The sequence below is a fragment of the Acinetobacter sp. V102_4 genome (assembly GCF_031799005.1).
In the GTDB taxonomy this organism is placed as follows: domain Bacteria; phylum Pseudomonadota; class Gammaproteobacteria; order Pseudomonadales; family Moraxellaceae; genus Acinetobacter; species Acinetobacter calcoaceticus.
The window spans coordinates 103,292-118,245 of record NZ_JAVQNR010000028.1; the positions used below are offsets into that span (position 1 = coordinate 103,292).

Below are 14,954 nucleotides of genomic sequence, written 5' to 3' on the forward strand. Positions count from 1 at the left end.
GTTTTCACTTCTTATTTCTTTTTAGCAAATGCGTTGTCTAAGTAATCTTCAAACGCATAGTAATTAATACGTTCATATAACTCTTTACGCGTTTGCATAATATCAACCACGTTCTTTTGTGTACCTTCTTTACGCAAGGTTTCATACACAGTTTCGGCAGCTTTGTTCATCGCGCGGAAAGCAGAAAGTGGGTAAAGCGCAAGGCTTACATCGGCAGATGCTAACTCTTCAGTGGTAAACAGTGGTGTAGAACCAAACTCGGTAATGTTTGCCAAAATTGGTGCGCCAGTTGTCTGAGCAAATTGCTTGTACATATCAAGCTCAGTAATTGCTTCAGGGAACAACATGTCTGCGCCTGCCTCAATATAGGCACCTGCACGGTCAATTGCAGCTTGCAAACCGTCTACAGCCAAGGCATCAGTACGTGCCATAATTACGAAGCTATCATCACCACGTGCATCAACCGCAGCCTTAATACGGTCAACCATTTCTTCTTGAGTCACAATGGCTTTGTTCGGACGGTGACCACAACGTTTTGCGCCCACTTGGTCTTCAATGTGCATTGCCGCAGCACCGAACTTGATGAGTGCTTTTGTGGTACGCGCAATGTTAAATGCAGAAGCACCAAAACCTGTGTCAGCATCGACCAATAATGGAAGATCACATACATCGGTAATACGGCGTACATCGGTTAACACATCATCAAGGTTACTGATTCCCAAATCAGGTAAGCCTAAAGAACCAGCGGCTACACCACCACCTGATAAGTAAATCGCTTTATAACCTGCACGTTTTGCCAAAAGTGCATGATTGGCGTTAATGGTTCCAACCACTTGTAATGGCTTTTCTTGGGCTACGGCATCGCGAAATAGCTGACCTGCGGATTGTTTAGCCATTGTTATATTCTCCTTGTGCTTGTAGCAGTGTTTGCTCAATAATTTTGTAAGAAGCATTGATATGTCGATGCATCAGCAGCTCGGCAAGTTCACCATCGCCTTCTGCAATTGCATCTAAAATACGGATATGTTCGTCCCAAGCTTTGCTCGGACGATCGGGTGTGTTTGAAAACTGAATTCGGTACATACGGATGAGGTGATAAAGCTCATCGCACAGCATTTTTTCTAGGGTTTTATTGCCACTACTTTTAATAATGCAGTAGTGAAAATCGTCCTGCCCTTCTTGCAAGTAATATCCTTTACCTGCTTTAAAGTTTTCATCTTCAGCATGCATACGCAATACATCACGCAATGCCAAGATTTGCTTTTTATCAATATGCTGTGCAGCAAGTTTGCAAGCCAAACCCTCTAAAGAAGCACGAATCTGGTAAAGCTCTTTAAACTGTTGCAAGGATAACGAAACCACGCGTGCGCCCACATGTGCAGTGCGCTCAACTAATTTTTGGCCTTCAAGGCGATGAATCGCTTCACGCAAAGGTCCACGGCTAATGCCATAAGTCCGTGCCAGTTCAGGTTCAGATATTTTGCTACCTGCCGGAATTTGACCCAAAACAATAGCCGTCTGTATTTGTTTAAATACATTCTCGGTCAGTGTTCTACCCTGACTTTGTAGAGGCTCTGGTGCGAAGGTCAAATCTTGCATATTGTCGACAATTTTTAATCAATTATGGCTTTTATAGCGGTATGAATGAAAAAAATCAAGGTGATTGTTGACACTTCGGAGAACGCATCAGGTCAATTTTTATAGATTGACCTCTTATTTCACCTTATATTTAGACTATTACACCGCCTATCTATTAGTATTTATAAAACAAAGATTTAATATAAATTTATCTATAGTTTTATAGTTCTTTCTCAAGTGTTTTTTGGGCGCTAAACTTTTGTTTCAAACTTTAGTCTACAACCCATGTATGACAGTAAGATTGTAGACAATCTGTTGGAATGAAATCATGAGTTATAAATTAGTATCTATTTACCGTAATTTCTTTTAAATCTTTTTTATCGTTTCTTCTGGAAAATATCGATATTAGTGAAATTATCTGGTGCTTCACAGTAGCTTTATTGGTACATTATTGAGCATCGACATAGATGTAATGTATTTTTCGAGACAGAAAAAACTTAACTCTATGCATATTGTTGAATGAAAGGACTTTTTTGATGTTTCAACATATCCCCCCATACGCAGGCGACCCAATTCTCTCTTTAATGGAACAGTTCAATGCTGATACTCGTTCTGAAAAAGTAAACTTGAGTATTGGTCTTTACTATAACGAAGACAGTATTGTTCCTCAGTTAGAGACCATTATTGAGGCGCAAAAGCGTATTGAGCCTAAGAACGGTAAAACCAAACTTTATTTGCCAATGGAAGGCTTCAAACCTTACCGTGAAGCAATTCAAGCACTTTTATTTGGTGCAAACAGTCCAGCAGTTAAAGCGGGCCGTGCTGTAACTATCCAAACGCTTGGTGGTTCAGGTGCATTGAAAGTTGGTGCTGACTTCTTAAAAACTTATTTCCCAAATTCAGATGTTTGGGTAAGCCAACCAACTTGGGATAACCACGTTGCGATTTTCAATGGCGCTGGCATCAAGACTCATTTCTACCCATATTTCGATAACGAAACTCGTGGTGTAGATTTTGACGGTATGTTGTCTACGCTTAAAACTTTGCCTGAGCAAAGCATTGTGTTGTTACACCCATGCTGCCATAACCCAACGGGTGCTGACTTAAACCCAGCGCAATGGGATCAAGTGATTGCGGTATTAAAAGATCGTAACCTTATTCCTTTCCTAGACATCGCTTACCAAGGTTTTGGCGATGGTATGGAAGAAGATGCGTATGCAATCCGTGCTTTAGACCAAGCTGGTCTAAACTTCATTGTGAGCAACTCGTTCTCTAAAATCTTCTCTTTATATGGCGAGCGTGTTGGCGGCTTAACTTTCGTATGTGACGATGCAGAAGCTGCTCAGTGCACATTCGGTCAGTTAAAAGCAACTGTACGCCGTATTTACTCTAGCCCACCGACAACAGGTGCATGGTTAGTTGATGAAGTGTTAAATGACGCTGAACTTAACCAACAATGGCAAGGTGAAGTGAAAGAGATGCGTGAGCGTATTATTAAAATGCGTAGCATCTTGAAAGATGAACTTACTAAAGCATTACCAGACCGTGACTTTAGCTACCTTGTAAACCAAAAAGGTATGTTCAGTTACACAGGTCTAACTGCTGAGCAAGTTGATATCTTGCGTGAAGAATATGCAATCTACTTAGTACGTAGTGGTCGTATTTGTGTAGCAGGTTTAAACATGAACAATGTTTACACTGTTGCTAAAGCAGTTGCTGAAGTGCTTGCTAAATCAACAGAAGCAGCATAAAACAGCTTTAAAAGAAAAGGCGCTTCGGCGCCTTTTTTTTATATCTCTAACTTAAGATTTAGCTTTGCCCCAATACTTAAGTTTTGAAGTGTGTCCAATACCCACATTAAAGCTATTGGTTGGGTCCAGTTTTTGGTAAAAATTCGCTAAAGCAGGTTTGGCAATATAGAGATGTCCAACATTATGCTCTGCCGGATACTCAGCACGGCGCGCATCCAGCAACTTCCACATTTGATGTTCCATTTCTAATGGGTCATTGCCCTTTTTAAGAATATAGTCCTGATGAAAAACATGGCAAAAGAAATGCCCATAATAGAGTTTATGGATAATATTCTTTTCCATCTCGGCGGGTAGTTGTTCCACCCATTCTCGGTCATTACGGCGTAAAGCAATATCTAGCGCCACAATATCTTCCACTTCACTACGGTGTGTATCTCGATAACGAATTGCAGCTCCTGCAATCGCAAAGCGGTGTAAGAAAGCTTTTCGGCCTTCCTCTTCACTACATACGAAATAGCTACCTGACTGATGCACTGCAAAATATTCTTTTAAAAACTGCTCGGTCTGAGCTTTTGAATTATTTTCAACACGCAGCACTAAATGATGCTCATAAAGGTCTCGATATTCCGTCATGCGCTTTGGCAAATGGCTTGGTAAAAAGAACGTAATGGCCTGTAAAATATGATCAGTTAAGCCTTTTATTTTAAATCTTTCTAAAAAGCCATCGACTTTATCTTTCATGGCGAAGGCTTTTGGAACATTGGCTGTTCCGAATTTCTCAATGAACAAGAACGTGTCTTTTCCATACTTTTCACCAATCAAGTAAGCATCGCGGTGAATATACTCACCTGCGATCGGCAAGCTTGGCAGTGAGGTAAGTAAATAACGGCGTATAGCTGTTAAATCGTCTGCATCATTACTGCCAATATAAAACACATTACTTTCTACTTTTTCATAAGTATCAAGGCGCACAGCAAACACACAGACTTTACCCGCCGAACCAGATGCTTCAAATAAACGTGACGGGTCAGCATTAAAACGTGCTGGTGAATCTTCATCGACTTGCGTCACATCGTGGGCATAGCGATGATCCGAGGCCTGCTTTTCACCATCATCTAAAATATCTACAGGTTGGTATTGCTGTTTCTCTAATCGAGTCAAAATTTCTTCGGGTGTTGAGCCTAAATTCACACCCAAATGGTTCACCAGTTCTAATTGACCAGTAGCATTCACCTGAGCATATAACGCTAGTTCAGTATATGCAGGACCACGGCGTACCAATGCACCGCCAGAGTTGTTACACACACCGCCGAGGACTGATGCGCCAATACATGATGAACCAATCACCGAATGCGGTTCACGGTCATAACCTTTTAAAATTTGCTCTAAATTGTCTAAAGTCGCACCCGGTAAACAAATGACTTGCTTACCCTCGTGAATGACTTGAATGCCCTTTAATCGACGGGTACTCATGACTAAAACAGGACGGTCATAGTCATCACCATATGGCGTTGAACCACCGGTAAGCCCTGTATTTGCGGCCTGCATAATCACCACACAATCTGCATCAATTGCAGCTTGGAGTACCTGCCATTGCTCTAGCAATGTGCCTGGCACCACTACAGCAAGCACTTTCCCCTCACCAAAACGACGACCTTGGCGGTACTGACGTGTGCTTTGATCGTCGGTCAAAACATGTGAACGCCCTACAATATTCTGTAAACGTTCAATCACTGCTTGAGGAGAAAATGTTTGCATGATGGTTTCCTTTTGGTCATCCATACCACATAGTTTTTTTAAATCAGAAAAACTCGACGGAGTTTTTCCGTTTAGAACTAATATTTAAAGTAGCTAATTCCATTACTTTTGTTTTGGCAAAAGTAATCAAAACCATTGTCACTTACAGAACCTGTTCGCTATATCCATTTTTCAAGTTATATTGCAAAAACAAAACCTTGCTCATACTACGCAGGCTGTAAGTGACGCTTAGCACCAGCAGCTAATCTCTAGGTGTTAGATTTAATTCAAATTGGCTACGCGTTGGCGGCAAGGATGCCGCCTGTTGAGCAACCGTACAAGGAAGTACTGTTTGCTCAACAAAAGGTTTTTGGTTACTTTTGACCTTTCAAAAGTGACAAATGCCTATACGCAAAACATTAGCAAATCACCAAATTTTAAGGCTGTGCTTACTGCTTCACTTAAAAAATTATTTCTTAAAAACCTTGCTTCATCGCCTGTACTAAACAATCCGCATTAATATCCTGAATCGACTTAGCACCCGTGAGCGTCATCGCAACACGCATTTCCTTATCAATCAAATCAAGCAAGTTAGACACACCTTGCCCACCTGCTGCTGCCAAGGCATACACAAACGCTCGGCCAAGTAACACTGTATCGGCACCGAGTGCCAACATACGCACCACATCTAGACCATTACGAATACCAGAGTCTGCCAAAATCGCTAAGTCACCTTTAACAGCATCAGCAATTGCAGGCAATGCACGAGCAGATGACATCACGCCATCTAACTGACGACCACCATGATTCGACACCACAATGCCATCCGCACCAAAACGCACAGCATCTTTGGCATCTTCTGGGTCTAAAATGCCTTTAATCACCATCGGGCCATCCCAAAATTCACGGATCCATTCAAGGTCTTTCCATGAAATAGATGGGTCGAAGTTTGAACCCAACCAGCCAATATAATCTTCAAGCCCAGTCGGTTTACCTAAATATTTAGAGATATTGCCCAAGTCGTGCGGACGTCCCATTAAACCAACATTCCACGACCAATGCGGATGGAACATGGACTGCATATAACGGCGCATCGCAGCGTTTGGACCACTCATACCTGAGTGTGCATCACGGTAACGAGCGCCTGGCACAGGCATATCTACGGTAAACACAAGTGTTGAACAGCCTGCTGCTTTTGCACGTTCCAAAGCATTACGCATAAAACCACGGTCGCGTAATACATAAAGCTGGAACCACATTGGTCGGCTAATTGCAGGTGCAACTTCTTCAATCGGACAGACCGAAACCGTTGAAAGCGTAAATGGAATACCCTTTTTATCGGCTGCCATCGCGGCTTGAACTTCACCACGGCGCGCATACATGCCTGTTAAACCGACAGGAGCCAACGCAACTGGCATCGATAAAGTTTCATTAAACAGTTTTGTCTCTAAACTTAACGCTGACATGTCATTGAGCACACGTTGACGCAATGCAATTTCTGACAAATCTTGTACGTTACGCTTTAAGGTATGTTCCGAATACGCTCCACCATCAATGTAATGAAATAAAAACGGGGGTAAGCGACGCTGTGCCGCAGCACGATAATCATTGCCAGAAGAAATAATCATTTTGAATCAACTCTATTTAAACGGTTTGCACGTTTCTGGCGAGCTTCGTCTTCATCCAGAGAACGCACATGATTAATCACAAATTCAATATGACCGCAGACAGCTTGGCGTGCGGCCTCGGGATCTTTACGATCGATCGCATCCATGACCTGAAAATGCTGCTCACTCAGCAAGTCACTATTTATTGGATCGTTATAAACTTTTTTACGCCCTAACAAGACGTTGTATTGCAGTAAATCAAACAGACTACGCATCATTTGAATCAGCACCACATTGTGAGATGCTTCTGCAATCGCTAAGTGGAATTCTGCATCTGCCACCGCAGCCTGCGCTGAGTCACCCGCATTTTGATGGCGACTAATTTCATTAAAATAATGATGAATTTTGGCGCGGTCTTCAGGTGTTGAACGTAATGCGGCATACCACGCAGTACCCCCCTCAAGTAATAACCGCGCCTCTTGTACATCAAAACGGTACAACGGATCTTCTTCAATCAGGTTGCTAATCGGGTTCACAATGAGTTGCTGTGGCCACTGTTCAGGTAACTGCTGAATATAAGTCCCATCTCCACGGCGGCTAATAAGCACACCTTGACTATTGAGCTGTTGAATCGCTTCACGCAAAGAAGGACGAGAAACCCCTAAGCTTATTGCAAGCTGGCGCTCGGCAGGCAAACGGTCACCTTTTCTCATGTGACGCTCTTCAATTAATGCCTGCAATTTCATGACCACTTGATCGGAGATTCTCATCGCGTTTCCTTCACTGGAGTTATGGAATCATCCACGGAACAAGATAAGCCTGAACCGTAATAATGATGCCAACAAAGACAGTGAATATGATGCTATGTTTTACCGTGAAACGGAACAAGTCAGATTCTTTTCCAACCAAGCCTACTGCTGCGCAAGCAATTGCAATCGACTGTGGAGAAATCATCTTACCTGTCACACCACCACTGGTATTCGCTGCTACAAGCAATACTTCTGGAATACCAATCTGCTGAGCAGTGGTCGCTTGTAATGCGGAGAACAAAGCATTTGAAGATGTATCTGAACCCGTAAGAAACACACCAAGCCAACCTAAGAATGGTGAAAAGAAAGTAAAAGCATGACCCGTATGCGATAGAGCCAAAGCTAAAGTTGCAGATAAACCTGAATAGTTCGCAATAAAAGCAAAAGACAACACCATACCAATTGAGTAAATCGGTGTTTTTAACTCATTTAGCGTTTCACCAAAGGTCGTTACTGCCTCACTCGCTTTCATTTTCAAGAAAATAGCAGTGATGATTGCAGCAATAAAAATTGCAGTACCTGTCGCAGAGAACCAGTCAAACTTATAAATCGCTTCATATGGCTTCATCTCTGAGACAATCGGCGGCATTTTTTCGACTAATTTATGCAAATACGGCACTTCAAGTTTAAAAATTAAATGTTCCAGTGCACCATCTTTTGCAAATAATGCTTTAAACGGCTTAACACTCCAGATGGTTACCATCACTGTTAAGATGGCAAATGGAGACCATGCCTTAGCAATTTTCCCAATACTATAACGCTGAATCGTTGTAGGTTGTTGAGTTAGCGTTTGACCAGCTTCAGGTTCAGGTTCAAAACGGAAAATATGTTTTGGTTTCCAGAAACGGAACAACACAGTCAGGCTGACCAATGAAGCAATTGCCGCTGTAATATCCGGTAATTCAGGACCAATAAAGTTAGATGTTAGATATTGTGCAATCGCAAAAGCGCCACCACCCACCAACACCGCAGGCCAAGTTTCCTTAACACCACGCCAGCCATCCATAATCGCCATAATCCAGAACAGCACAATCAGCGTTAAAAACGGCAACTGACGTCCAACCATCTGGCTAATTTCCATGGTATCTACACCAGAAACCTGCCCCGCCACAATAATTGGAATACCCATCGCACCAAATGCAACTGGCGCAGTATTCACAATCAAACATAAGCCTGCAGCGTAAAGTGGTTTAAAACCTAAACCAACCAGTAATGCAGCGGTAATTGCGACAGGAGCACCAAAACCGGCAGCACCTTCAAGGAACGTACCAAAAGCAAAGCCAACCAGTAACATTTGTAGGCGCTGATCTTCAGTAATTGACAAAATGCTTGAGCGAATCACCTCAAACTGGCCTGTTTTTACCGAAATTTTATATAGAAAGACTGCCCCAATAATAATCCATGAAATTGGCCATAGACCGTAGAAGAAACCATAAATAATGGACGCAAAGGCCATTTGACCCGGCATTTGATAGAAAAAGAGAGCGATCAACAATGCAATAATGACTGTGCCCGTACCCGCAATACTGCCTTTTAAACGAAAAACCGCCAAGGCCAAAAAGAAGAAAATAATCGGGATTAATGCAACCGCACTGGACAGCCAAATATTATTTAAAGGGTCATAAAGTTGTTGCCACATATTGAGCATTGTCATCTCCTTGAAATGCTGGGGCGAATTTTTTGTACCTTAAAATTTTAAACATTTAACACAATTGGTATGACCAATTAAAATTTAAGTGCAAATGTTATTCCTTAAACCGCAGATCGCATCATAAACACGAACATTAGCAAGTTCAAGCATTAAATAATCATCATAATTGGTATGACCAATAGTACCAAGTAAAATCAAGCTATTTATAATTCATAAATTTATTTATTAGACTAAAGTCGTAAAAAATTATTCTTATAAATTTAGACCTGCCTTACAGAAATGAAGCGTAAAACTTGAATATAAAAACTATAAACATAACCATTTATTGAGAAATGTATAATAATACTCAAAACTCAAATCATTTGTATTGAACTGGATAATGACTACTTTAACGTGTTTTAAAGCCTATGATATCCGAGGTAAACTCGGCACCGAATTGAATGAAGAAATTGCCTATAAAATTGGCCGCGCTTACGGACAAATCTATAAACCAAAGACTGTGGTTGTGGGTTGCGATATTCGCCTAAGCAGTGAGGCTTTAAAACAAGCGACCATCCACGGTTTAAATGATGCGGGTGTGAATGTTCTTGATTTGGGCATGACAGGTACTGAAGAAGTTTACTTCGCCGCTTTCCATTTAGATGTACAAGGTGGTATTGAAGTTACCGCGAGTCATAACCCAATGGACTATAACGGTATGAAACTGGTACGAGAAAATGCTCGTCCAATTAGTGCAGATACGGGTTTAAAAGAAATTCAGGCTTTAGCAGAAACAGATCACTTTGAAGAAGTTAGTCAAAAAGGCACAACTCAAAGTTATAACATTTTACCTGAGTTCGTTGATCACTTAATCACCTACATTGAACCTGCAAAAATCCGTCCCCTTAAATTGGTGGTAAACGCAGGTAATGGGGCTGCGGGTCATGTCATTGATGCCATTGAAGCAAAATTTAAAGCGCTCAATATTCCTGTTGAATTTATTAAAATTCATCATGAAGCAGATGGTACTTTCCCAAATGGTATTCCCAACCCAATTTTAATTGAAAACCGTGACAGTACCCGAAATGCAGTACTTGAACATCAAGCAGATATGGGTATTGCTTGGGATGGCGACTTTGACCGCTGCTTCTTGTTTGATGAAAAGGGTCAGTTCATTGAGGGCTACTATATTGTTGGCCTATTGGCTCAAGCTTTCTTGATTAAGCAACCTGGCGAAAAAATTGTTCATGACCCACGTTTAGTGTGGAATACGTTTGATATTGTCGATGAATATAAAGGTGTTGCAGTACAGTCAAAATCTGGTCATGCCTTCATTAAAGATGTCATGCGTGAACATAATGCCGTATACGGCGGCGAAATGAGTGCCCATCACTACTTCCGTGACTTTGCTTACTGCGACAGCGGCATGATCCCGTGGTTACTCACCGTTGCTCTACTCTCGGAAACTGGGCAATCCCTCTCAACCCTCGTTGAAAATATGATTACCAAGTTCCCTTGTAGCGGTGAAATCAACTTTAAAGTGGCTGATACACAGACCACTATTCAAAAGATTTTCGATTTCTATGCTGATCAAAACCCACAAATTGACCGTACCGATGGTGTAAGTCTGGACTTTGGCGCATGGCGTTTTAATGTACGTGCGTCAAACACAGAGCCATTGCTACGTTTAAACATCGAAAGCCGTGCAGACCGTCAAGCCCACCCTATGCAACATTATGTAGATGAGTTGACAGGATTGATTCAAGGCTAATCCATAATAAAAAAGGAGCGATTCGCTCCTTTTTTATTGGTATTTAATTATATCCATTAGGATTTTTTTTCTGCCAGTTCCAGCTATCCTTGAGCATATCCTCTAAACTATATTGCGGTTGCCAACCCAACTCTGCAACTGCACGGCTATTGTCTGAAAAAGAAGTCGCAACATCGCCAGCTCGACGTGCTACAAACTCAAAGGCTACAGGTATGCCATTAACTTGTTCAAATGTGTCTTTAACTTGCAAAACAGATGAACCATTACCTGTGCCGATATTCCATGCTCGGCAACCCTTCGACTGTAAACGGTTATTTAGAGCACACAAATGCGCATTCGCTAAGTCAACCACATGAATATAGTCACGTACACCAGTGCCATCTACTGTGTCATAGTCATTGCCATAAATGGACAATTTTTCACGGCGACCCACAGCCACTTGAGTCACATACGGCATTAAATTATTTGGAATACCTTGTGGATCTTCACCAATACGTCCACTCTTATGTGCACCGACTGGGTTAAAATAACGAAGCAATGCGATTGACCATTCTGGATTAGACGCTGACAACTTTTGCAATAATTGTTCAACAATCAACTTAGTATAACCATAATTGTTACTTGGCATACCTGTTGGCATATCTTCGTTTAGTGGAGAAGTATTGGCTTCATCATATACAGCAGCAGACGAACTAAACACTAGTGTATAAACTTTAGCCTTTACCATCGATTTAACCAGTTGAATGCTACCTGCAATATTATTATCAAAATAAATGAGCGGTTTTTCTTGGCTTTCACCAACCGCTTTTAAACCTGCGAAGTGAATAACAGCATCAATTGAATGGGTCTGAAAAACACGATCAAGCTCACCGGCGTTACGAATATCGCCTTGCACAAAAGCTAAACTTTTTTGGGTGATATCTTGAACTCTATTTAAAGACTCTTCTGAACTATTTGAAAGATTATCAAAAACAACGACCTCATGCCCTGCATCCAATAACTCGATACAAGTATGGGAACCTATATAACCTGCGCCACCAGTGACTAGAATTTTAGCCATCTACCTTTCCTAACAATATTTTAATTAACCCGCGTGTCGAGGCATCAAGTTTTGAAAAATCATTTTGAATACCATTTAAAATCGGAAGTAGCTGATCAGCAATCTGCTTACCTTTTTCAACACCCCATTGATCAAACGGATTAATGTTCCAAATCACAGACTGAACAAATACTTTATGCTCATATAAAGCGATCAGCATTCCTAGATTATACGGGTTTAATTCTTTCAATAATAATGTAGAACTGGGTTGGTTACCTTCATATTGCTTATAAATTGGTAAATTCTCTAATTCCGTCGAGTCTAAAGCTTCATTACCAAAGGCTAGTAATCTTGATTGTGCTAAACAGTTTGAAAGTGCAAGATGATGTTGTTCGACCAGAGCTTCTGCATTTTCAACATAGGTAAAATGATCTGCATTATAACGTTGGACTGGGGCAATAAAGTCACAACTTACAGCTTGCGTTCCTTGGTGTAACAACTGATAGAAAGCATGCTGGGCATTGGGTCCAACCTCGCCCCATATAATAGGGCAAGTGTCTAACTCAACCTTTTGTCCATTGCGCTGTACAGATTTACCATTAGATTCCATTTCAAGCTGCTGCAAGTACGTAGCAAAATATTTTAAACGCCCGTCATAAGGTAATACGGCATGAGTCTGAATATTTAAAAAGTTATTATTCCAGATTCCTAACAGTGCCATCAAAACCGGAATATTTTGATCAAAACTTGTATTTTGAAAATGCTCATCGACTGCATGAGCCCCTGCTAAAAGTTCCTTAAATCCTTCAATACCAATCGTCAAAGCAATAGGCAAACCAATACAAGACCATAGTGAATAGCGGCCACCTACCCAATCCCATAACAGTAATTGGTTTTCAGGCGCGATTCCCCATTCTGACATTTTGTCAGCTTTTGTAGATATACCAATAAAGTGACTTTTTAATACACGAGCATGTGTTCCTAAGACTTTTTCAAGCCACTGACGCACTGTTTGAGCATTTGATAAAGTATCAATCGTACCAAAAGACTTAGATGAAATAATAAATAAAGTTGTTTCAGGACGAAGTTGATGGAGTAACTCAGATAACTGACTACCATCCATAGTCGAAACAAAGTGAACATTTAAAGGCTTAGCCGTTTTCACCTTGAAATCAGACAACGCATGAGTAACCATTTGCGGTCCTAAATCAGACCCCCCCACACCAATATTCACAACGTCTTGAATCACCTCACCAGTTGAACCACGATATTGCCCTGCATGGATTTTTTCCACTAAGGCATACATACGTTGTAACTGGCTATGAACTTGTTCTGTTAAGTCTGGAAACTTTGAATAGTCAACCGGTAAACGCAATGCCCAGTGCATTGCTTCGCGTTGCTCAGTACAGTTAATTTTAGCTTGTGAAAAAAGACGATTAATCCATTCAGTTAAGTTTTTAGTATTCGCAAGCGCTACTAATTGTTCCAAGATATCTTTAGTTAAGCGGTGCTTACTATAATCAAAAAATAATTGATCAAATTTAACAGAATAATTTTGAAAACGATCAGGCTCTAAAGCAAATAGCTCTTTTATATGTAATTTCGAGTTTTTTTCACTTAAAGTTTGCAGATGAGCTAAAGGCGAGACTAATTCCATTGGAAATTGCTCAATTGATTTACTCATAAGCGACCTACTCCTTCATAAGCAAAACCTTTCGCCTTTACATAAGCAGGATCATAAATATTACGCCCATCTAAAATTAAAGGATGCTTCATTAATTGTTGTAGTTGCTTAAAGTCAGGACTCCAATATTGCTTCCATGCAGTGACTAGACATAGTGCATGAGCATCTCGTACCGCTTCATATTGATCGGTACATAAAATTAAATCTTCACGATGCCCATAAGCTGCTGCTATTTCATCTAAAGCTTGAGGATCATGCAGACGTACGATTACACCCTGTGCCCATAATGCAGCTAATAAAATATGAATCGGTGAATTATGTATATTTGAAGTGTTCTCTTTAAAGGAAGCACCCCAAATCGCAACTGTTTTGCCATTTAGACTACAGTGATAATAATTCCATAACTTACGGAATAAAATTTCTTTCTGCTGCTCATTAATAGCCCAAACTTGTTCCAGAAGGCGGCTTTTTGTTCCAGTTTCAGACACAGTGCTCGAAAGTGTTAAAATATCATGTGAAAAATTCTCACCGCCAAATCCTACGCCTGGTGATAAGTATGTAGCGCCAATACGTGTGTCAGCAGCTATACCATGCTTTACATTCGCAATATCAATGCCTAACTTTTCAGCGACCATAGCCAAGTCATTCATATAACTAATGCGGGTAGCCAACATGCCTGAAATACTGAGTTTAGTGAACTCAGCATCTAAAATCGGCATAAATAAATATTGGTAACTAAATTGGAAAAAAGGACGCAATAACTCCTGCATAGTTTCACTTGCATCTCTAGATTCCACACCGATAATGACATGTTTTACATTCAATACACTATTAATAGCATTACCTTCCTGAATCACATCAGGAAAGTAAACCCACTCATCTTTTGGCAAATGCTGTTTTAATTTTTCTGTACCGTGCAAACCAAAAGTAGAACCATTAATCATTAACCGTGGGTGAACAATTGGTCTTTCACTCAATTTTTCAACCGTTTTTAACGCAAGTTCAATTTGTGTTGGGCTAAAACAGAATAAATAAACTTCAATATCTAAAGGAATCTCAGAAAAAGGGCTCTCTTTTAAGAAACCCGCTTTTCGCTGCTTATTTAAATAATTATTTACGTCTTGATCTTGATACGAAAGTACAGAAATATTTTCTTCACAGGTGACACTTGTACACCAGTAAATTTGATTACCATATTCAGCTAATAACGCTGCCATCACGCCGGCATGTAACGTTGTTCCAAATACTGCGATTTTCATTGCACACCTGATTTTTTCGTATTTTATAGATTTCTCTTCCCTTTACAGGAAGAGAATATACTGCTCAGCTACTATATTCAGTAGTTTTT

At 40.7% G+C, this 14,954-nt stretch carries 11 protein-coding genes; 2 read left to right on the forward strand and 9 right to left on the reverse strand.

The window, feature by feature from the left end:
- Positions 1–11: 11 nt before the first annotated feature.
- Together prpB and RMB13_RS01135 are read right to left on the reverse strand one after the other, a co-directional pair.
- The gene (prpB, locus tag RMB13_RS01130; RefSeq protein WP_003655707.1) at positions 12–896 is read right to left on the reverse strand and encodes a methylisocitrate lyase; all 885 of its coding nucleotides are present in this window, start codon (positions 894–896) and stop codon (positions 12–14) included.
- Positions 889–1,599 (reverse strand): GntR family transcriptional regulator, encoded by a 711-nt coding sequence (locus RMB13_RS01135; protein WP_005037608.1) that lies wholly within the window; start codon positions 1,597–1,599, stop codon positions 889–891. The genes prpB and RMB13_RS01135 overlap by 8 nt, the downstream gene beginning before the upstream one ends.
- 515 nt (positions 1,600–2,114) lie before the next feature.
- Here RMB13_RS01135 and RMB13_RS01140 point away from each other — a divergent pair.
- Complete coding sequence (locus tag RMB13_RS01140) at positions 2,115–3,329, forward strand: amino acid aminotransferase (RefSeq protein ID WP_003655711.1); 1,215 nt, start codon at positions 2,115–2,117, stop codon at positions 3,327–3,329.
- 51 nt (positions 3,330–3,380) lie between these two features.
- On the opposite strand, the gene dld is transcribed toward RMB13_RS01140, so the two are convergent.
- The 4 genes from dld to lldP all read right to left on the reverse strand — a co-directional run bounded on the left by dld (position 3,381) and on the right by lldP (position 9,136).
- Positions 3,381–5,087 carry a D-lactate dehydrogenase gene (dld, locus tag RMB13_RS01145; RefSeq protein WP_311084173.1) on the reverse strand — a complete coding sequence of 569 codons (1,707 nt, stop codon included), beginning with the start codon at positions 5,085–5,087 and terminating at the stop codon, positions 3,381–3,383.
- A gap of 455 nt (positions 5,088–5,542) precedes the next feature.
- Positions 5,543–6,694, reverse strand: a complete 1,152-nt coding sequence (gene lldD / locus RMB13_RS01150; protein WP_042898379.1) for an FMN-dependent L-lactate dehydrogenase LldD — start codon at positions 6,692–6,694, stop codon at positions 5,543–5,545.
- Positions 6,691–7,443, reverse strand: a complete 753-nt coding sequence (lldR, locus tag RMB13_RS01155; protein WP_311084174.1) for a transcriptional regulator LldR — start codon at positions 7,441–7,443, stop codon at positions 6,691–6,693. Before lldR ends, lldD begins: the two co-directional genes overlap by 4 nt.
- Positions 7,444–7,462: 19 nt before the next feature.
- Positions 7,463–9,136 (reverse strand): L-lactate permease, encoded by a 1,674-nt coding sequence (gene lldP / locus RMB13_RS01160; RefSeq protein WP_311084175.1) that lies wholly within the window; start codon positions 9,134–9,136, stop codon positions 7,463–7,465.
- Between the two features lie 376 nt (positions 9,137–9,512).
- Between lldP and RMB13_RS01165 the strand changes: the two genes are divergently transcribed.
- Positions 9,513–10,883 (forward strand): phosphomannomutase CpsG, encoded by a 1,371-nt coding sequence (locus RMB13_RS01165; RefSeq protein WP_311084176.1) that lies wholly within the window; start codon positions 9,513–9,515, stop codon positions 10,881–10,883.
- Positions 10,884–10,926: 43 nt separating this feature from the next.
- Here the strand turns inward: RMB13_RS01165 and galE are convergent, their stop codons facing one another.
- The 3 genes from galE to RMB13_RS01180 are packed head-to-tail and all read right to left on the reverse strand — an operon-like array spanning position 10,927 to position 14,865.
- On the reverse strand, positions 10,927–11,943 hold the full coding sequence (gene galE, locus RMB13_RS01170) for a UDP-glucose 4-epimerase GalE (RefSeq protein ID WP_311084177.1): 1,017 nt from the start codon (positions 11,941–11,943) through the stop codon (positions 10,927–10,929).
- Positions 11,936–13,606, reverse strand: coding sequence for a glucose-6-phosphate isomerase (gene pgi / locus RMB13_RS01175; protein WP_311084178.1), 1,671 nt, complete (start codon positions 13,604–13,606; stop codon positions 11,936–11,938). The genes galE and pgi overlap by 8 nt, the downstream gene beginning before the upstream one ends.
- Entirely contained in the window at positions 13,603–14,865 is a 1,263-nt protein-coding gene (locus RMB13_RS01180) for a nucleotide sugar dehydrogenase (protein ID WP_311084179.1), read from the reverse strand. The genes pgi and RMB13_RS01180 overlap by 4 nt, the downstream gene beginning before the upstream one ends.
- Positions 14,866–14,954: the final 89 nt, after the last annotated feature.

What these genes read in the sequence shown, in the direction of transcription:
- RMB13_RS01135 (WP_005037608.1), bottom strand. Translation starts at nt 1,599, where the DNA reads ATGCAAGATTTGACCTTCGCACCAGAGCCTCTACAAAGTCAGGGTAGA.
- RMB13_RS01140 (WP_003655711.1), top strand. Translation starts at nt 2,115, where the DNA reads ATGTTTCAACATATCCCCCCATACGCAGGCGACCCAATTCTCTCTTTA.
- lldP (WP_311084175.1), bottom strand. Translation starts at nt 9,136, where the DNA reads ATGACAATGCTCAATATGTGGCAACAACTTTATGACCCTTTAAATAAT.
- RMB13_RS01165 (WP_311084176.1), top strand. Translation starts at nt 9,513, where the DNA reads ATGACTACTTTAACGTGTTTTAAAGCCTATGATATCCGAGGTAAACTC.
- dld (WP_311084173.1), bottom strand. Translation starts at nt 5,087, where the DNA reads ATGCAAACATTTTCTCCTCAAGCAGTGATTGAACGTTTACAGAATATT.
- lldR (WP_311084174.1), bottom strand. Translation starts at nt 7,443, where the DNA reads ATGAGAATCTCCGATCAAGTGGTCATGAAATTGCAGGCATTAATTGAA.
- pgi (WP_311084178.1), bottom strand. Translation starts at nt 13,606, where the DNA reads ATGAGTAAATCAATTGAGCAATTTCCAATGGAATTAGTCTCGCCTTTA.
- prpB (WP_003655707.1), bottom strand. Translation starts at nt 896, where the DNA reads ATGGCTAAACAATCCGCAGGTCAGCTATTTCGCGATGCCGTAGCCCAA.
- galE (WP_311084177.1), bottom strand. Translation starts at nt 11,943, where the DNA reads ATGGCTAAAATTCTAGTCACTGGTGGCGCAGGTTATATAGGTTCCCAT.
- lldD (WP_042898379.1), bottom strand. Translation starts at nt 6,694, where the DNA reads ATGATTATTTCTTCTGGCAATGATTATCGTGCTGCGGCACAGCGTCGC.
- RMB13_RS01180 (WP_311084179.1), bottom strand. Translation starts at nt 14,865, where the DNA reads ATGAAAATCGCAGTATTTGGAACAACGTTACATGCCGGCGTGATGGCA.